The organism is Mesorhizobium sp. BH1-1-4 (assembly GCF_020165665.1).
Lineage (GTDB): Bacteria > Pseudomonadota > Alphaproteobacteria > Rhizobiales > Rhizobiaceae > Mesorhizobium.
This window is the reverse complement of sequence record NZ_JAIUIN010000004.1, coordinates 386,161-403,420: the sequence shown is the minus strand read 5'-3', so window position 1 is coordinate 403,420 and position 17,260 is coordinate 386,161. Positions and strand designations below refer to the sequence as shown.

Annotated in this window: 15 protein-coding genes; 5 read left to right on the top strand and 10 right to left on the bottom strand. The window is 60.6% G+C overall.

All coding sequences use genetic code 11. The features are described from left to right. The first annotated feature begins 34 nt into the window (after positions 1–34). Complete coding sequence (locus LB569_RS10780) at positions 35–1,051, top strand: aldo/keto reductase (protein ID WP_224692218.1); 1,017 nt, start codon at positions 35–37, stop codon at positions 1,049–1,051. After that, the gene (locus LB569_RS10775; protein ID WP_224692217.1) at positions 1,048–1,518 is read left to right on the top strand and encodes a MaoC family dehydratase; all 471 of its coding nucleotides are present in this window, start codon (positions 1,048–1,050) and stop codon (positions 1,516–1,518) included. The genes LB569_RS10780 and LB569_RS10775 overlap by 4 nt, the downstream gene beginning before the upstream one ends. 39 nt (positions 1,519–1,557) lie before the next feature. On the opposite strand, the gene LB569_RS10770 is transcribed toward LB569_RS10775, so the two are convergent. From LB569_RS10770 to LB569_RS10760, 3 genes are all read right to left on the bottom strand, one after another. Continuing rightward, the gene (locus LB569_RS10770; RefSeq protein WP_224692216.1) at positions 1,558–1,869 is read right to left on the bottom strand and encodes a Dabb family protein; all 312 of its coding nucleotides are present in this window, start codon (positions 1,867–1,869) and stop codon (positions 1,558–1,560) included. Positions 1,870–1,939: 70 nt separating this feature from the next. Further along, positions 1,940–2,710, bottom strand: coding sequence for an enoyl-CoA hydratase/isomerase family protein (locus LB569_RS10765; protein WP_224692312.1), 771 nt, complete (start codon positions 2,708–2,710; stop codon positions 1,940–1,942). Then, on the bottom strand, positions 2,710–4,302 hold the full coding sequence (locus LB569_RS10760) for an acyl CoA:acetate/3-ketoacid CoA transferase (protein ID WP_224692215.1): 1,593 nt from the start codon (positions 4,300–4,302) through the stop codon (positions 2,710–2,712). The genes LB569_RS10765 and LB569_RS10760 overlap by 1 nt, the downstream gene beginning before the upstream one ends. 275 nt (positions 4,303–4,577) lie before the next feature. Here LB569_RS10760 and LB569_RS10755 point away from each other — a divergent pair, with 275 nt between their 5' ends. Next, a complete protein-coding gene (locus tag LB569_RS10755; protein ID WP_263494404.1) occupies positions 4,578–5,327 on the top strand; it encodes an aldo/keto reductase in 750 nt (249 codons plus the stop codon). 117 nt (positions 5,328–5,444) lie between these two features. On the opposite strand, the gene LB569_RS10750 is transcribed toward LB569_RS10755, so the two are convergent. The 7 genes from LB569_RS10750 to LB569_RS10720 form a co-directional block, all read right to left on the bottom strand. Continuing rightward, a complete protein-coding gene (locus LB569_RS10750; protein ID WP_411970211.1) occupies positions 5,445–7,046 on the bottom strand; it encodes a GMC family oxidoreductase in 1,602 nt (533 codons plus the stop codon). Then, on the bottom strand, positions 7,043–8,542 hold the full coding sequence (locus LB569_RS10745) for an aldehyde dehydrogenase family protein (RefSeq protein WP_224692213.1): 1,500 nt from the start codon (positions 8,540–8,542) through the stop codon (positions 7,043–7,045). The genes LB569_RS10750 and LB569_RS10745 overlap by 4 nt, the downstream gene beginning before the upstream one ends. A 37-nt stretch (positions 8,543–8,579) precedes the next feature. After that, positions 8,580–9,599 carry a zinc-dependent alcohol dehydrogenase gene (locus LB569_RS10740; protein ID WP_224692212.1) on the bottom strand — a complete coding sequence of 340 codons (1,020 nt, stop codon included), beginning with the start codon at positions 9,597–9,599 and terminating at the stop codon, positions 8,580–8,582. A 17-nt stretch (positions 9,600–9,616) separates the two neighbouring features. Then, positions 9,617–10,561 carry an ABC transporter permease gene (locus LB569_RS10735; protein ID WP_224692211.1) on the bottom strand — a complete coding sequence of 315 codons (945 nt, stop codon included), beginning with the start codon at positions 10,559–10,561 and terminating at the stop codon, positions 9,617–9,619. 14 nt (positions 10,562–10,575) lie between these two features. Beyond that, positions 10,576–12,081 (bottom strand): sugar ABC transporter ATP-binding protein, encoded by a 1,506-nt coding sequence (locus LB569_RS10730; RefSeq protein ID WP_224692210.1) that lies wholly within the window; start codon positions 12,079–12,081, stop codon positions 10,576–10,578. 7 nt (positions 12,082–12,088) lie between these two features. Then, positions 12,089–13,042 (bottom strand): ABC transporter permease, encoded by a 954-nt coding sequence (locus LB569_RS10725; RefSeq protein ID WP_224692209.1) that lies wholly within the window; start codon positions 13,040–13,042, stop codon positions 12,089–12,091. Positions 13,043–13,165: 123 nt separating this feature from the next. Next, complete coding sequence (locus LB569_RS10720; protein WP_224692208.1) at positions 13,166–14,272, bottom strand: sugar ABC transporter substrate-binding protein; 1,107 nt, start codon at positions 14,270–14,272, stop codon at positions 13,166–13,168. A gap of 420 nt (positions 14,273–14,692) precedes the next feature. Here LB569_RS10720 and LB569_RS10715 point away from each other — a divergent pair, with 420 nt between their 5' ends. Together LB569_RS10715 and LB569_RS10710 are read left to right on the top strand one after the other, a co-directional pair. Next, positions 14,693–15,334: a TetR/AcrR family transcriptional regulator gene (locus LB569_RS10715; protein WP_224692207.1), complete on the top strand. Its 642-nt coding sequence runs from the start codon at positions 14,693–14,695 to the stop codon at positions 15,332–15,334. 471 nt (positions 15,335–15,805) lie between these two features. Beyond that, positions 15,806–16,729, top strand: coding sequence for a nucleotidyltransferase and HEPN domain-containing protein (locus LB569_RS10710; protein WP_224692310.1), 924 nt, complete (start codon positions 15,806–15,808; stop codon positions 16,727–16,729). Positions 16,730–17,260 lie beyond the last annotated feature (531 nt).

Sequence of the window (17,260 nt, the reverse complement as noted above, 5' to 3'; positions counted from 1 at the left end):
AATAACCAGATGGTTACTAAAGGGAGCGAATTGGATGAAGCCTTCCAGCAGGCGCAGATTCGGCCGGGTCGATCTCGACGTCACGGCATTTGCCTTCGGCACCGCGCCGATCGGGAACTTTCTCAGGGAGATCGATGACACGACAGCCGATTTGATGGTTCAGCATGCTTGGAACGCGGGCGTCCGATTCTACGATACCGCCCCCATGTATGGTCACGGACTTTCGGAACTGCGCGTGGGCCATTCCCTGCGTTGGAAGGACCGTTCGGATTTCGTGCTCGCGTCGAAGGTCGGACGCGTGCTGAAGGCCAAGAAGCGATCCGAGATTGACTTTTCGCCGTGGACCAATGCGGCGGCCAACGAGATGACCTTCGACTACAGCTATGATGGGACGATGCGCTCGTTCGAGGATTCGCTTCAGCGCCTGGGGCTGGAGCACATCGACATGCTGTTCATCCATGACATCGATCGGTTCACGCAGGGCGACGCCCAGCCCGAAATCTTCAGGCAAGCAATGGACGGTTGCTGGCGCGCGCTGGAAAAACTGCGCTCCGAAGGTCTGGTCAAGGCGATCGGTGTCGGCGTCAACGAATGGGAGGTTTGCCTCGAAGCGCTCAAGCAACGCGACTTCGACTGCTTCCTGCTGGCGGGGCGATACACACTCCTGGAGCAGGACGCGCTCAACGAATTCCTGCCGCTTTGCCAAGAGCGCAATGTCGCGGTCGTCGTCGGCGGCGGCTTCAACTCCGGCATTCTGGCGACTGGGGCGGTCGATGGCGCCAAATACAATTACGCAGCCGCGCCCGCGGCGATCATGGCCAAGGTCGCGAGGATCGAGACCGTCTGCCGCGACCACGATGTGCCCCTCCCCGCGGCCGCGCTGCAATTTGTCGTGGCCCATCCCGCCATACCGTCTTTCTGCGCCGGTACGCGGACGGTGGAGCAGTTGTCCCAGAACCTGGCCTGGTTCAGCCATCCGATCCCGGCCGCGTTCTGGGCGGATCTGAAACACAAGAAGCTGATTCGGGAGGATGCCCCGGTGCCGGCATGACGGCTGCGGCCGGCACGGGCCGCAAGCTGACGGCAAAAAGCCTGTCTTATGGTGTCGTGGCCATCGGCGATTGGTACGAGACCGGGGCCGTCACCATCACGGAGCAGATGATCGACGCCTTCGCCGAACTGACCGGCGACCGTTTCGAAATCCATATGAGCGCGGCCGGCGCGGAACGCCACGGCTTCCCGGCCCGCGTCGCCCATGGATTGCTGGTCCTGTCACTGGTGGACGGACTGAAGAACCGGGCACAGGCCGGGTTGCGGGCAATCGCTTCGCTGGGCTGGGACTGGACTTTCGTGGCGCCTGTCCTGGCCGATGATGAGATCCGCGTACGCGTCGGGATTGAGAACAAGCGGGAGACCCGCAATGCGGCGCGGGGGATACTCACGCTGCGTTTCCTCGTCACGAACCAGCGCGGAGAAACGGTCCAGTCCGGAGAAAACAAGCTGATGGTCTGTCGATAGGCCGTATCGAGCGGGTCCGTCGGTTCAACGGCTGAATGCCTAGAATTGAAGATCGACAACCGTGACGCCGTCAATGCCGCCTATGGTGTGAGCCACGATTCGTGCACCAACCGCCTGATGCTTGTGGTCGCGAAGATATTCATCGCGCGCATTCTCATCTGCGAAGTCGACCCAGAATGCGTCGTGGTTGCCACGGATCAGCTCGGTTTCCACGCTGACATTCGATCCGCACTGAAAGTCGACAATACCCGGCAGATGATCGCGCAAACGAGCCAATTCCTCATAGAGCCCGGACTTGGTTTCGGCGCTTACATCGGCACGAAACCGCAGCAGTACGAAATGGCGGATCATCTCCCCTCCTCCTCCCGGTCATCATGTTTAGTCTGCGCCATACCTTTTCAGGCGGGCAGGTTGACCGCCTTCAAAAGCGCGCAGATCGTTTTTCGCGGAAGGCAGCCAGCCCTTCCTGGAGCTCTTCCGATCGCGCCGCGGCAATGCCGGCCATCGCCTCCAGGACGCGCTCCGTTTCTTCACCTTCCGCCGCGTTGAGCAGCATCTTGGTCAGTTCGGTGGCGAGTGGCGCGCGAGCACAGACCTGCCCGGCAATCTGCCGCGCCCTGGCCATTCCCGTGCCGCTCTCGGCGACATGATCGACAATGCCGAGGCGAAGTGCGGCGTCCGCATCGAAAGCCTCGCCGAACAGCGCCATGCGCCGTACCAGTTGCGCGCCGAAACGGCGGGATGCGCGTTGTGTGCCCGACCAACCCGGAATGATGCCGAGCCCTGTTTCCGGCAGCGCGATCTTGGCATGAGACTCGGCGATCCGGAGGTCTGCGCATGCGGCCAGCTCCAGCCCACCGCCAAAAGTATCCCCGTTGAGGACAGCAATCACCGGCTGCCTGAGCCTGGCAATGGCCGCGAAGGCATCATGTCCTTGACGCAACCAGAACCGACCGAAATCATCCGGCGCCATGCCGCTCCAGGCCCGAATGTCGCCGCCGGCGCAAAAGGCTCTGTCCCCCGCGCCGGTCAGGATCACGACCCTGATCGCGTCTTCGTGCTCCAGGGTCCTGCAGGCTGTCGCTAGTCCGTCGACCATCCCCGCATCCAGCGCGTTTCGCTTGTCGGCACGGTCGAGCGTCACGAGCGCGACGTGGCCTTCGATCTCAAGGCCGATCCGGCTTTCCGGCATCATTCGGCAGCCGCGGCAAGGCGAAAATGGCCGTCCATCCGGTCGGGCGTGAAAAGATGCGCTGACATTGGACGAATGGTGTCGGCGACCGCCAGCGGAAACGCTGCCTGGTCAAGGATGTCCCGGTTCAGATCAATCCCTGGCGCGACCTCGGCCACCGTGACCTTGCCATCGATGAGCCGAAGCACGCAGCGCTCGGTGACATAGGCGACGTCCTGTCCTTGCGCCGTCGCACGTTTGCCCGAAAAGGACACTTGCTCCACCGAGGGCACCAGCTTGGCCACCTTGCCCTCCTTGTCGATGGAGAGCTTTCCATTGCTGACCGAGAGCTTTGCCCCGGCGTTGAAATAGCCGGAAAAGACGATCTTCCTTGCACGCGCGGTGATGTCCACGAAGCCGCCGGCGCCGGCGGTGACGTGTGGCCGGGCCGATAGTTTCGAGACATTGACCGATCCGTCGGCACCGATCTGGAGGAAGGAAAGCAAGGACGCATCGAAGCCCGCCGCCTGAAAATAGGTGAACTGGTGCGGCGAGGCGACGAACGCTTCGGCGTTTGCCGAGCAGCCAAACTTGAAATCGAGCAGCGGAATACCGCCGACCGCGCCCTGCTCGATCACCCAGGTCACGTCGCCATGCCGGCCTTCCTCGAGAAAGATCCGTGGCACGTTGGCCGAAATGCCAAAGCCGATGTTGACGACCCATCCCCGTTGCAATTCCATCGCAACCCGCCGCGCTATCGTCTTTGCCGCATCAAATGCAGGCAGCCGGAAGGTATCGAGCGGCCTGAACAATTCGCCTGAGATGGCCGGGTCGTAGGACGTCGCGGTGGTCTGCAGCTGCTCGGGATCCTCGACGATCATGTCGACCAGAACACCCGGCACCCGCACGTCATGCGGGCGCAAGGTACCGGCCTGAGCAACGTGCTTGACCTGGGCGATCACCAGCCCGCCGCAATTGTGCGCAGCAAGGGCAAGCTCCATCGCGCCGAGATAAGCGCCCTCGTGCTCGAATGTCAGGTTGCCGCGTTCGTCGGCGGTAGTTGCCCGGATGATCGCCACATCGGGCTTGATCGACGGGAAATACAGCCATTCATCGCCTTCGAACTCGATCTTGCGCACGATTGGCCGGGCCCGTGCGCGTGCATTCATGGCGCAGCCATCCAGGTCGGGATCGACGAATGTTTCAAGGCCGACCTTGGTGATCACGCCCGGGCGATGGCCGGCCGCTTCACGCAGGATATCGAACATGATGCCGCTTGGAACGTTGTAGGCGGCGATACGGTCATCGCCGAGCATCTGCCAGATCAGCGGGGGCTCGGCCGAGGATGGTCCCGAGGGATAGGATCCACCGATGATGGTGTCGATCATGCCGTCCTGGGCCAGATGGTCGATGCCCTTGGTGCCAAACATGTCGCCGGCTGCAATCGGGTGCACCATGGTCAGCCGGGCTGGATGACGTTCTTCACGGTAGCGCTCGCCAAGCGCTTTCAGGACGAAATCGGGACAGCACAACCCGCTCGACGAATTGACGGCGACGATAGCGCCATCGTTGATCGCGCTCACTGCCGTTGCCGCGCTGGTTATCTTGGACATGAACCGCCCGCCCCGATTAAACAAGTAACTATTTAGTTATTATCATATCGCCGCGCTTGGTCAAGATCGATCTGCGGCAGCGGTGCGGAGCGCCGCCGAAACCCTTCGCAATTGACCGCCGGCGATCTTGCCAATGGGGCGCAAATTGATATAAGTAACCATTCAGTTATTTACTAACGGCAACCGATGGTGCTGGAGGCAAGATCGTGAACATGTTTTTCCAGAAGACCCACCAGAGGGCATTCGGCACGTTCCCGTTGCGCCACGATGCCTGCATGGCCGCAATCGCCGTGGCGCTTGACGTTGGCTACCGGGCGTTTGACACAGCCCAGATGTACGGCAATGAAAGCGAGGTCGGAGAAGCGCTCGCCCAGACCGACCTGCCACGCCAGGACCTGTGTATCACCACAAAGGTCCATCCCGACAACTACGCTGAAGCGCTCTTCCTGACCTCGGTCGAAAAGAGCCTCAAGGATCTGCGACTAGACTATGTCGATGCGCTGCTCCTCCATTGGCCACCGCTTGATGGTGACATCGCTTCGCCCCTGAGGCTGCTCCAGAGCGCGCGGAACAAAGGCCTGGCACGGCACATCGGCTTGTCGAATTTTACCGCCACAATGATGCGCGACGCACGCAATATCCTTGAGGGTCCGATCGTTACCAACCAGGTCGAGTTTCATCCACTTCTCAATCAGGATATTCTGCTGGGGGCGGCAAACGAGACCGGCATTCCGCTGTCGTCCTTCACCTCCGTTGCCCGTGGTGAGGTGTTCAAATATCCGCAGTTCACTGAGATCGGCAAAGCCTATGACAAATCCGCCGGCCAGGTGGTGCTGCGGTGGATCTTGCAGAAAGGCGTTTCGGTGAACACCATGTCGACCAAGCCGGAGAACATCCGCGCGAATTTCGACATCATGGATTTCACGCTTTCCAGCGTCGACATGGCGCGCATCGACGCACTCACCCATACCAACAAGCGCATCATCGGTTCCGACCTGGTTCCGTGGGCGCCTGATTGGGACTGAAGGCGTCTGGCTTATTCTGGATGTCGTGCGCCACGTGCGAGGACAGCCAGAGCGTTTCGCTGCTTCGGCCGAAAAGTGATGACCGGAACGGTCGTCACAGACTTGTGGAGATTCAACTTACCTGTTGCCGCGGATGAAATCGGCTGCCCTTTCGCCAATCATGATTGTCGCGGCATTGGTGTTTGATCCGACCAGGCTGGGCATGACCGACGAATCGCAGATGCGGATGTTTTCCAGCCCCCGCACCCGCAGTTTCGGGTCCACCACCGCCATGGCGTCGACGCCCATCCTGCAGGTGCATGTCGGATGGTACGATGTGCGGCCATAGCGGCGCGCGTAGTCCTCATAGTCCCTCTGCGTCCTGACGTCGTCGCCCGGCAGATGCAGGTGCTTGATGTATTTTTGCAGCGAAGGCTGCCGAAAAATCTCGCGGCTGACGCGCACACCTTCCGCCGCAATCCTCAGATCGTCGGGATCGGCAAGAAAGTTCGGATCCACGATGGGCTTGTCGGCGGGATCGGACGAACGGAGCCGCACAGTGCCGCGGCTTTTCGGCCGCAGCGTATAGGAATTGAGCGTGATGCCGGAGCCTGACGGCACGCTCGGAACGCCGTCCTCGGCGCCGGCACCGGCCAGGAAATGAAACTGCAGGTCAGGAATGGCGCAAGATCGGTCGCTATGCCAGAACGCGCCGCCCTCGACGACGTTTGACGTCACCGGCCCGCTCTTGAACAGCATGTACTGAAGGCCGGCCCAAACCATCCAATGAAGCTTGTTGTACTTGTCGAGACTGGTCGGGCCCTTCAGTTCCGCGACGATGTCCACGCCATAGTGATCGGTGAGGTTCTCACCCACACCAGGCAGGTCATGGACCACGGCGATGCCGTGCTGCTTGAGATGCCCCGCCGCCCCAATGCCCGACAGCATCATGATCTTTGGCGAGCCGATCGCGCCAGCCGTGACCAGCACCTCGCTGTCTGCGCGCGCTATGCGCCTCTCGCCACCACGGCGGTAGGCCACCCCGGTCGCCCGAACGCCTTCGAACAGGATACGGTCGACCAGGCATCCGGTCTCGACGGTCAAATTGGGACGGCTTTCGGCTGGCTTGAGATAGCCGACCGCCGCCGAACAGCGGCGCGCGTTCCTGGTGGTCGTCTGGTAGATGCCGGCGCCTTCCTGGGCCGCGCCGTTGAAATCGGGATTGTAGGGCATGCCGAATTCCTGGCACGCCTGCACGAATGCCCGGGTCGTTGGCTGTGGGTCCGGAATGTTGGAAACGCCGAGCGGACCGTCGATGCCGTGCATCGCCCCCGAAAACGCTGTGTTGCCTTCCGAACGCAGGAAATAGGGCTGCACGTCGGCGAATGACCAGGCCTCCGCCCCTTGGTCATGCGCCCAGCGGTTATAGTCGGCCGGATGGCCGCGTGTATAAACCTCGGCGTTGATGGATGATCCCCCGCCGATCACCTTGGCCTGGGCATAGGGAATCTCGCGCTGGTTGGCATGCTTTTGCGGCGCGGTCTTCAACCCCCAGGTCAAAGGGCCAGAGGTCATCTTGGCAAAGCCGACCGGCATATGAATGTAAGGGTTGGTGTCACGGCCGCCGGCTTCGAGCAGGAGCACGCGCGCATCTGGGTTTTCCGACAGACGCGCGGCCAGCACGCAGCCCGCCGAGCCGCCGCCAACGATGACGAAGTCGTATCCGCGCTCGCTTGTCACGACACCCAAGGCTCACGTTTCCCAAGTTCTATATGGACGGACTTGATCTGGGTGTATTCCTCCACACCATATATCCCGGCTTCGCGCCCCCAGCCTGACTGCTTGAAACCGCCCAACGGCAGTTCCGGACCGCCTGCAAGCGTGGTGTTGATCCAGAAGCGTCCGGCGCGCACGCGTCGAGCTACCGTCAGCGCCTTGTCTATGTTCTTGCTCCACACGCTGGCCGCCAGCCCATAGACGGTGTCGTTGGCGATGGCGATCGCCTCCTCGACCGTATCGAACGGCATGATGGCGAGCACCGGCCCGAAGATCTCGTCGCGCGCGATTGCCATGTCGCCGGTCACGTCGCCGAACAGGGTTGGTGCAATGTAGTGGCCACGGCCGAAGTCGAGCTGGTCGCCACCGCAGACCAGCCTTGCGCCCTCCGCCCTGCCCTTCGCGATATAGGACATGATCGTGTCGTTTTGCGCCGTCGTGGTGATGGCGCCGATCTGGGTTTCTGGATCAAGCGGGTCGCCGACCTTCACCTTTGCGAACTTCGCCGCGACCATCTCTTCGAACGCGCGCGCCACCGAACGCTCGACGATCAGCCGGCTGCCGCTGACGCAGCACTGACCGGTGTTGAAACCGATACCGAAGGCGACCCCATCAGCGGCGTCCTCGAGATCGGCATCGGCAAAGACGATTTGCGGATTCTTGCCGCCGAGTTCCAGGCCAAGCTTCTTGAAGTTTCCGGTGGCCGCCTGAACGCACCGCCGGCCCACGGACGTTGAGCCGGTGAAGGACAGCATGTCGATGTCCATATGCTCCGTCAGCGCCTGGCCGATTGTGCTGCCCGATCCGGTGACCACATTGTAGCAGCCTGCCGGCAGGCCGGCTTCCGCCAGCACTTCGGCAAGGATCAGCGTGGTTGCCGAGGTTACTTCGGACGGCTTGGCGACGATCGTGCAGCCGGCGGCGAGAATGAACGGCACGCGCTCGCACAAGATGAGGAAAGGGAAGTTCCAAGGCGTGATGAGACCGACAACCCCGATAGGTTCGCGCGTGACGAGCCCGAACAGGCGCTCGCCCAGATTGTTGAAGGCATCGCCATGCAGTGTACGGGCAGCGCCCGCCGCGTATTCAAAGATCCCCGCGCAACCTTCGACCTCAGCGCGAGCCTGGCTGATCGGTTTGCCGTTCTCCAGCGTTTCCCAAAGGGCGATCTCCTCGGCGCGCCGGCGGATGATCTGCGCGGCTCGCAGCAGCACGCTCGCCCGTTCGACCGAGGGAATACGCGACCAACGCCCGTCCTCGAAGGCCCGGCGCGCTGCGGCGACAGCCATGTCGAGATCGTCCCTGGTGCATTTCGGGATGCGGGTGACCGCAACGCCGTGCCCTGGACTCTGCCGCTCGAAATAAGGGCGCGACCCTGCGTCAACGACTTTGCCATCAATAAAGAAACCGAAGGTCCTTGGGCTGGTCGGCAGCAGAACATTGGCAGGTTGATGGTCCATAAGTCTTCTCCTGAGGCTCGCTGGATTCCGGACCTGGTCAGATGGCGATCTGCGTCTTGAGAACGCCCGGCCGGTCCTTCAGTGTCTCGAACGCCTCCTGGATGGCGGCGAGTTCATAAGTGGTGCTCACGAAGGGCGCGACATCGAAACGGCCGTGCAGCAGCAAGGTCAGGGCGTCGTGCATGTCCTCGCCCATGCCTGCGACCGATCCCTTGATCGAATTTTCCTTGAGCACGGTGTCGAGCAGCGCAAGTGGAATTCTGTCGCCAGGACCGGTGATGCCGAAGGCGGCAACGTGGCCACCGGGCCGGATCAGCTCGAAGGCCTGGGCGTAGAGCTGCGGCAGGCCGACGCTTTCGATGACGATGTCGGCGCCGCGTCCGCCGGTCATGGCAAGCACGGTCTCCTTGACTTGAGAAGGGTCGCTCACAACCGCATCGGCGCCTGCCTGCACGGCGAGCCGTGCACGCTCCGCGGAAAGTTCGACCACGATGATGGGCGCTGCCCCGACCAGCCGCATCATCTGGATGTGAAGATTGCCTATCGGTCCGGCGCCGAGAACGACAACGGACTGGCCAAAGCGCACGTCCGCCTTCCGCGCGGCGCGCACGACGCAGGCGACCGGCTCGGTCAACGCCAGCATGGGCGGCGGCGCATCGTCGGGTGCCGGAATGACCAGCCTGCCTGGAATGGAGACATACTCAGCGAACGCACCATCGCGCGAGATGCCGACCTGGCGGACCTCGGCACAGTTGAGCACCTCATTCCTGCGGCAGTAGTAGCATGCGCCGCAGCCGATATTGATGTCGGCCACCACGCGCTGACCGAGGACGAATGGGCCTGCCCTCTCGCCTATCCGGCTGATTGTGCCGGTGAATTCGTGGCCGGGGATGATCGGCAGCCGCTCAATGGCATAATGGCCGTTGAACATATGGATGTCTGTGCCGCAGATCCCGCAGCGGTCGACACTGATGAGGACCTCGTCGGGACCACAGGTCGGGACAGGCAATTCCCTCAGTTCGAAGTGTCGTGGCGCAACCAGGACCGCCGCCCTCATCGTTTCCATGGCCGGGCCTACTTCACGATACGCATCTTGGAACGGTCGATCGTCAACGCGATCGCGGCGATCAGCACGATGCCGAAGACGATCTGCTGGCTTGTCGCCGGCACGCCGAAATACAGCATGCTGGCGCGTACGACTGCCACGATCAGCACACCGACCAAGGTGTTTAACACACCCCCGACCCCGCCGGTCAGTGGCGTGCCCCCGACCAGGACGGCGACGATCGCCGGCAGCAGAAAGCCTTCGGCAAGCGTGGGCGAACCGCCGGAGAGCTTGACGGAGAAGAGCAGCCCGGCAATTGCGGCGAGCATGCCGGAGAAGGCAAAAGCCAGGATCTTGTAGCGCTCGACCTTGAGACCGGAAGCGACCGCGGCAGGCTCGCCGGCGCCGATCGCCTTCAGCGCGCGCCCTGTCGTGGTGCGGTTCTGCAGGAACCAAGCAAGCACGACCAGAACGAGGGCCAGGATCAGTTCATGCGGCACGCCGGTCCATCCGCTGCCGACCATCCATCCGAAGGCACGGTCGCGTTGGCCAGCGTCCATGTAGAGAGCGCGCTGGCTGGAAGCATATTGCCCGACTGACAGCGCCAGGCCCCCCACCGCAAGCGTGGCAATGAAGGACGGGACTTTGAGCCGCGTTGTCACGAAGCCGGAAAGCGCGCCGAACACCAGCCCTGCCAGGATGACGAGCAGGCCGCTGAACAGGCCGAACAACGGCAGCGATATGGTCGCAAGCACGGTGGTCATGTTGGCCACCGACTGGGCCGAGAGATCGATCCCGCCGATGTAGATGACGAGCGTCATGCCAAGCGCCATGATGAACAGCGGCACGATGTCTCCGGCGAGCTCGATCAGGTTTTGCGGCCGCAGGAAACTCGGGTGGACGGTGCCGACGATGAGCACCAGCACCACCAGCGTGATCCACGGAAAGTGCCGCTTTAGCCGACCAAATGACATTGCGCGCTCCTGGGTCATGTCATGTAGTGGATGAGATCGTAGAGAGACGGCTTTCCGCCCGGCGGACAGTCGTACCATTTGCGGATCTCACCATCCCTGATGACGGCGATGGTGTGGCTGAGCCCGATTGCCTCCTCGAGCGTATCGGCGACCAGGATGATGCCGACGCCATCGCCGCACATGGCACGCACCATGTCGTAGACGTCTTCCTTGGCACCGATGTCTAGCCCGCGCGTCGGATGGTCCAAGAGGATGATGTCGGAGCCGCCGCTTCGCCATTTGGCGAGCACAACTTTCTGCTGGTTGCCGCCGGAGAGATTGGCGCAATCGACATTCTCCGAGGACGCCTTGATAGAAAGCCGCTTGATCCAGTCGCGGGCCAGCTCCTTTTCCCTGCCGATCTCCAACACGCCTGCATTCGAATATTTGCGCATCTGTGACAGCGTTATGTTCTCGTAGACGCTCATGCCGCCGACCATGCCTTCCACCTTGCGCTCACGCGGCACGTAGCCGATACCGCACTCGACCCCGTGCGCGGCGCTGAAATTCTCGACGCGCTGACCCTTGAGCGTGACGTGGCCGAGATGCGGCTTCTGCAGGCCGAAGATCGTGCGCAAGATCGCCTCGCGCCCCGAACCCTCGACACCGACCAGGCAGAGAACCTCTCCGGCATGCAGCTTGAGCGAAATATCCTTGTAGCGGCCCGCAAGACTGATCCCGTCGACTTCGAGCAGGGGCTTTGCGGCATTGAAAGGCTTCTGCTTCTCCTCGCGGTAGTATTGCCTGCTGATGTTGCGCCCAACCATCTTGTGCTGGATCGACGCGACGTCGGCATCCTTGCCATCGACGACGTCGACCACGGCACCGTCTTTCATCACGTAGATGCGGTCGGACAACTCGATGACCTCGTCCAGCCTATGTGAAACGAAGATGAAGGAGGCGCGCTTGCGCAGGTCCCTGACAAGGCTGAACAGGAGTTCGATTTCCTCCTTGGCCAGCACCGATGTCGGTTCGTCGAGCAGGATGACGAGATCACCCTGAACACGCTCTTCCAGTGTCAGCACCTTGGCGAGTTCGACCAGCTGGCGCTGCGCGAAGGATAGTTTCGAAGTGACCATCGCGGGATCGATCGAAAGCTTGACCTTGTCGAGCTGCCGACGCGCCGCGGTCACCATCTTCTTCCAGTTGACGACGCCGAAGCGCACGAACTGTTGCTCGAATCCGAGGAAGATGTTTTCCATGACGGTCAGGTTCGGGATGAGCGACTGCTCCTGGAACACCATGCCGACGCCCATATCCATGGCTTGGCGCGGGTTGTGGAAGCGCACCGCCCGTCCGTCGACGAGTACCTGCCCGCCATCATGCTGATAGGCACCGTAGATGACTTTCATCAACGTCGACTTGCCAGCGCCGTTCTCGCCGACCAGCCCGACGATCTCGCCGCGCTTGATGGAAAAGTCGATGCCTTTCAGCGCATGTACGCCGGGGAATTTCTTCTCGACTTTCTGAAGCTCGAACATTGGCGCGTCACTTCACGAAAGACAAAGAGCGACGGTCGGTCGACAGATAGACCGCGATGATGACGAGCAGGCCGAGCACACCGTCCTGGACATAGCTTGGCAATCCCATCACGACCATGCCGTTGCCGATTACGTTGACGATCAAGACGCCGACAAGTGTGTTCCACACGCCGCCGGAGCCTCCCCAGAGCGCGGTGCCGCCCACCACTACGGACGTGATGGAGACGAACATCAGGTTGCGTCCGGTAACTGTCTCGGCAATGCCGATCTGCGCCACCGCCAGCATTGCGCCGAGCGCGTAGAAGATCCCGGCGACGGCGAAGCCGATGATGCGCACCTTGGCCACGTTAAGGCCGGATGCATGGGCGAGATCCTCACCGCCGCCAACGGCATAGAAATTGCGCCCGATCTTCGTCCGTCCCTGGATGAAACCGGCAACGAGCAGCGCCGCCAGCGCGACATAGACCATCAGCGGAAAGCCCCCCAGCCGATAGGTAAGCAGCGAGCGGAAAAGCGGGTCCTCGACGCGGATCCGGTCGCCTCCGGTGATCAGCAGCGACAGGCCGATGCCGACGAATCCCATCGACAGGCTCGCCATGAAGGACGGTATTTTCAGCACCACATGGACCAGCCCGTTGGCCAAGCCGAACAGGGCTCCGACAGCCACCGCGCCGATGATCGCCAGCCATCCCCATCCTGCCAGGTTGCCGCCCAATGCGGTGAACATTGTCGCAAACAGCACTGCACAGACCGCGACGGCACCTTCCATCGAGAGGTCGATCGACCCCATGAGGATGATGAAGGTCACGCCGATGCCGATCATCAGTGACGGTGTCGACAGTATGGAAATGCGCGCGAAATTGCGCATGGAGAGGAAGTTCGGATTGGCGAGCGAGAAAAACAGGACGAGCGCAAGCAGCACCAGAAGCGGTGCCCATTTCTGCAGATTGTCCCTGGTCAAGAAATTATCCACGCTCTTCCCCCGCGGGCAAGGGACGGCAATGCGGGCGCCGTCGCAAGCAAATGGCAGGTCGCCAGATCGGGGACACGCACCGCTGCCGGTGCGCGTCCGCCGGCGGGTTGATTATTTGTATTTGATCTGACCGTTGCCCGGACCCCAAAAGTCCTTCCAGTCGTATTTGGGCGTGCTGTCGAGGTACTTCGCCTTGAACTCTGCCGCGTCCTTTTGCGTAATAAGGACGGTCGGGCCGTAGAATTCGCGATGCTCCTTGGGTTCGGCCGAAGGCTTGAACGCGCCGGTCGCCGCATAATAGGCAAGTGCTGCTGTGATGCCGCCGCCCCAATGGGGATTGGTGAAGACGGTCGCCAGGATCTCGCCCTTGGCCACGAGTTCGACAGCCTGCTGGTTGCCGTCATAGGAGACGATCGGCATGCCTTCGATGCCTTCGGCGCGTAGTGCCTCGATGACACCATAGGCGATGGTGTCGTTGGCGCAATGCACGCCCTTGATAGAATCGCCGTATCGGGTCAGGAAACTCGCCATGATCTGGTTGGCTTTCTGCGTGTCCCAGTCGGCGGGCTGTGCGTCGAGCAGCTGTATGTCAGGATAGTCCTTGAGCGCATTCTTCAAACCGTTCAGGCGCTCGATCGCCGGGTTGTTGGACGCGATGCCCCCGAGATGAACGACGCCACCCTTGCCGCCCATGGCGTCAAACAGGATGCGGGCGGTCTTTTCGGCCGGTCCCTCGTCCGACCAGGTCATGTGCGACACGTAATTGTCGCCAAAATCCCAGGGATGCAGGTCGTCCGTCTTGTTCCAGATTGTGGATACATAGGCACCGGCGGCGGCGACCGCCTCGACGACGGGGCGGCAGTTGGGCGCATCGTTCGCATCGATGGCAAGCGCGAGGTTGCTGCCCTCCTTGCCAAGAAGCGCCTTCACGTCCGCGAGCGACTTCTCGCTCGACCCTTCATTGATGAGGTTGACGAGTGCGCTCTTTGGCTTGCCTATGCTTTCGACAAAGGCCTCGCCGCCCGACACGATTGAGTTCCAGTATGGATTGGTACGATCGCGGTAGCTCCAGGCGATCGCCGGGTCCGTGGCCGCCCGCGCCGGGGTCGCACCCAGGGTTCGAAGTGCCGCAGCACCGCCAAGCCCGAAGGCCGATGCAAGAAGCAGATTGCGACGATTGATGGTTTCCTGCTCGATAAATTTCTTGATGAACGACATTTTCTCTCTCCCAGCGGATTCGAAATTCGAGCGAGCATCCTCGCAAAGACGCACACCCAGCTGACAATTACGCACTATCTAGTTACTTTCTTAGTGGCGCCTTGTCAACAGGACGCCGGGCGAGGTGACGGCGCTCCTCTGAACATCGGCAACCCGGCCGGTTGCGCTGCGGGATGCCTCTATGTAACTATTGAGTTAGTTGGAACTGGCCTTTAACTTCGGAGGCAAGCGCGCACAGGAAGCCCCGCAAATGCAGCTGATTGCCGATGTTCGCCATGAACCCAACCGATCGCGACGAATGGCTCCTGGCCGGTATGGAGTGCCATTTGGCAATTCGCCAACCGCTCTGGTCGCAATGCAGTTGGTGCATGATAGGGATGATCAAATGTCGGATTCGAAATGGACCAGTTAGGAAAGAAAATGTTGGCGGCGAAGACAAGGAAGCCAAGAATTCGCGATGCGGAGGCAACCCAGAAGAGGATACTCGCGGCCGCCAAGCAGGAATTCGCCAAGAAGGGTTTGGGCGGCGCCAGAGTGGACGATATATCTGCTCGCGCGAAAGCCAACAAACGCATGATCTACCATTATTTCGACAGCAAGGAGAGCCTGTTTCAGCGCGTTCTCGAAGACGCCTATGTCGATATTCGAACGGCTGAGCAGAAGCTGGAACTAGACCACCTCGCTCCCAAGGAGGCATTGGAAAAGCTCGTTCGATTCACCTTTAAATATTATCTCGATAACCCTGAATTCCTCACCATGGTGAACAGCGAGAATCTGCATAAGGCGCGCCATCTCAAGAAGTCCAAGGTGGTTCAGGACATCAGCCGACGTCTTGTTGCGATGGTCGACACGCTTCTGGTACGCGGCGTCAAGGAAGGCATGTTCCGGGCCGGCATTGATCCGGTTCAGTTAAACATCACGATCGCTGCCATCGGCTACTACTACTTCACCAACCGCTTTACGGGCGCCATCATCTACGAGCGAGATCTGATGTCACGGGAAGCTCTCGACACCAGACTTCAGTTCAACATCGATACCATCATGCGTCTTGTCTGCAAGTAGCCCTTTTTTGGGGGTTCAGAAGGTCATTTTTGCTGCCGGAATGCGACGAAATCACAATGCCACCGATACACGCAGGCGCATTGACCGGTCTTGGAGAACTGCCGCGCAGTGTTGGCGCACCGCAGGATCGGCCAGGCTATCGTGACTGACTGTTTTCAGGCCACGTTTTCAGCGGCCTAGGGCCGTCGGCCAAGGCAGCAGATCGTCGATCCTACGATCACCCGGATCGTAACTGGCCAAAAGCCATGTCAGCGAGGTAGGAATGAGACTCGACGCCTTTGAGCTTGCATGCGTCGATCAGCGAAGCGATCGTGCCCATTGCTCGGGCGCCGCCGGCTGAGAGTAACGTTCTTGCGGTTCAGCGCAATCGGGGGATCCGTGTGCGTTGCTCAATCCAGCCGAACGAGGCAGTCTGTGGATTCGAGGCGTGGTCTCGGCTAAGCATACCCGATGGACGACAGATCCTTGTTTATGAAATCCAGCATCGACAATCTCCCGCCACCAAAACAGCGCGAGCTGAGAAAGACGGTTGAGCTGCTCCTCGAGGAGTTTGAGGATGCCCTCAAGGGAGGGACGGCCGACTTCAAAAAGCGTGGGCGCATCCTTAAGATCATACTTTTCGGATCCTATGCACGTGGTGGCTGGGTCGACGAGCCGCATACCAGGAAGGGCTATCGTTCGGATTTCGATCTGCTGGTGGTGGTGAACAATCGCAAACTGACCGATTTCGCCGGCTATTGGCAGACGGCCGCAGACCGTCTGATGCGCGAAATCAACACGCCCGTCAGCTTCATTGTGCATTCCCGCCGGGAGGTGAACATTGCACTCAGGGACGGTCAGTACTTCTTTGTCGACATCCGTCGTGAGGGAATCGTCCTCTATGAGCTCGACGAGGAACCGCTGGCCAATCCGGCACCGACAAAGCCGGCCGATGCCTTCCGACTAGCAGCCGAACACCTCGAAGACAGGCTGCCTCATTCCAAGAAGTTCGCGAAAGGTGCGATGTTCTATCTACAAGAGGGCGACTTCAAAGAAGCAGCTTTTCTCCTCCACCAATCAATCGAACAGGCTTATGCTGTTGTGTTGCTGGTTCTAACGAATTACAGCCCTGCTTCTCATAACGTCAAATTTCTTCGCAGCCTCGCCGAAGACCAGGCCCAAGAGCTTGCCGAAATTTGGCCCCGCGACCAGCAGCGTTTCGTTGCATGGTTCAACATCATCAACGAGGCTTATGTTAAGGCGCGCTATTCAAGGCACTTCGAGATCACTCGCGAAGCGCTTCAGTGGCTTGCTGAGCGGGTCTGCGACCTGATCGACCGTGTCGAAATGATCTGCCGATCACGGCTTGAAAAGCTGAGGAATGAGGCGAACACGGCTGATCAGCGTGCGGGCTGACTTCGCGATTGCACCAATTCCAGTCTGCCTGTCTATGCGACCTCCGAAGCACAGACCAGTGAACATGGGATGGGGGAATTTGCTTCAGACTTCCCACTGAAATAGCCGCGCTTCGCCGCAGCAGCGTCAACTTTGATGGGTCAACACAAGGAACCGTCAAGGGTGCTGTTGAGGGCGGCGCGCTCCTCGGGCAGCCAATTGATCCAGAAACACAGCCCTTCATCCGTTCAATTAGCTCGCGTCCGGTGAGCACTTTTGATCCCATGCCCGTCACGGCTCCGTCGAAGAGGCGGCCAAGCAGGTATTTGTTGAGCTTCCCAAAATCCTCCGTGTTTATAGGGGAACTCCCCGACCACAGCCTGCCCGTTGCCAGGCGGCAACACAGGTTGTGTTGGCTCCCCGATTCAGATGTCTGGCTTGTTCAAGGCCAAGTTTTGCAGCCGCCATTGTTTTTTAAAGAGCGGGTTGTCCTCGCTGAATTGCCGGTCGGCCCGCCTTCTCCCATTCGGCCTTCACGTCCAGAAAACACCT

What these genes read in the sequence shown, in the direction of transcription:
- LB569_RS10780 (WP_224692218.1), top strand. Translation starts at nt 35, where the DNA reads ATGAAGCCTTCCAGCAGGCGCAGATTCGGCCGGGTCGATCTCGACGTC.
- LB569_RS10775 (WP_224692217.1), top strand. Translation starts at nt 1,048, where the DNA reads ATGACGGCTGCGGCCGGCACGGGCCGCAAGCTGACGGCAAAAAGCCTG.
- LB569_RS10770 (WP_224692216.1), bottom strand. Translation starts at nt 1,869, where the DNA reads ATGATCCGCCATTTCGTACTGCTGCGGTTTCGTGCCGATGTAAGCGCC.
- LB569_RS10765 (WP_224692312.1), bottom strand. Translation starts at nt 2,710, where the DNA reads ATGCCGGAAAGCCGGATCGGCCTTGAGATCGAAGGCCACGTCGCGCTC.
- LB569_RS10760 (WP_224692215.1), bottom strand. Translation starts at nt 4,302, where the DNA reads ATGTCCAAGATAACCAGCGCGGCAACGGCAGTGAGCGCGATCAACGAT.
- LB569_RS10755 (WP_263494404.1), top strand. Translation starts at nt 4,578, where the DNA reads ATGGCCGCAATCGCCGTGGCGCTTGACGTTGGCTACCGGGCGTTTGAC.
- LB569_RS10745 (WP_224692213.1), bottom strand. Translation starts at nt 8,542, where the DNA reads ATGGACCATCAACCTGCCAATGTTCTGCTGCCGACCAGCCCAAGGACC.
- LB569_RS10740 (WP_224692212.1), bottom strand. Translation starts at nt 9,599, where the DNA reads ATGAGGGCGGCGGTCCTGGTTGCGCCACGACACTTCGAACTGAGGGAA.
- LB569_RS10735 (WP_224692211.1), bottom strand. Translation starts at nt 10,561, where the DNA reads ATGTCATTTGGTCGGCTAAAGCGGCACTTTCCGTGGATCACGCTGGTG.
- LB569_RS10730 (WP_224692210.1), bottom strand. Translation starts at nt 12,081, where the DNA reads ATGTTCGAGCTTCAGAAAGTCGAGAAGAAATTCCCCGGCGTACATGCG.
- LB569_RS10720 (WP_224692208.1), bottom strand. Translation starts at nt 14,272, where the DNA reads ATGTCGTTCATCAAGAAATTTATCGAGCAGGAAACCATCAATCGTCGC.
- LB569_RS10715 (WP_224692207.1), top strand. Translation starts at nt 14,693, where the DNA reads ATGTTGGCGGCGAAGACAAGGAAGCCAAGAATTCGCGATGCGGAGGCA.
- LB569_RS10710 (WP_224692310.1), top strand. Translation starts at nt 15,806, where the DNA reads ATGAAATCCAGCATCGACAATCTCCCGCCACCAAAACAGCGCGAGCTG.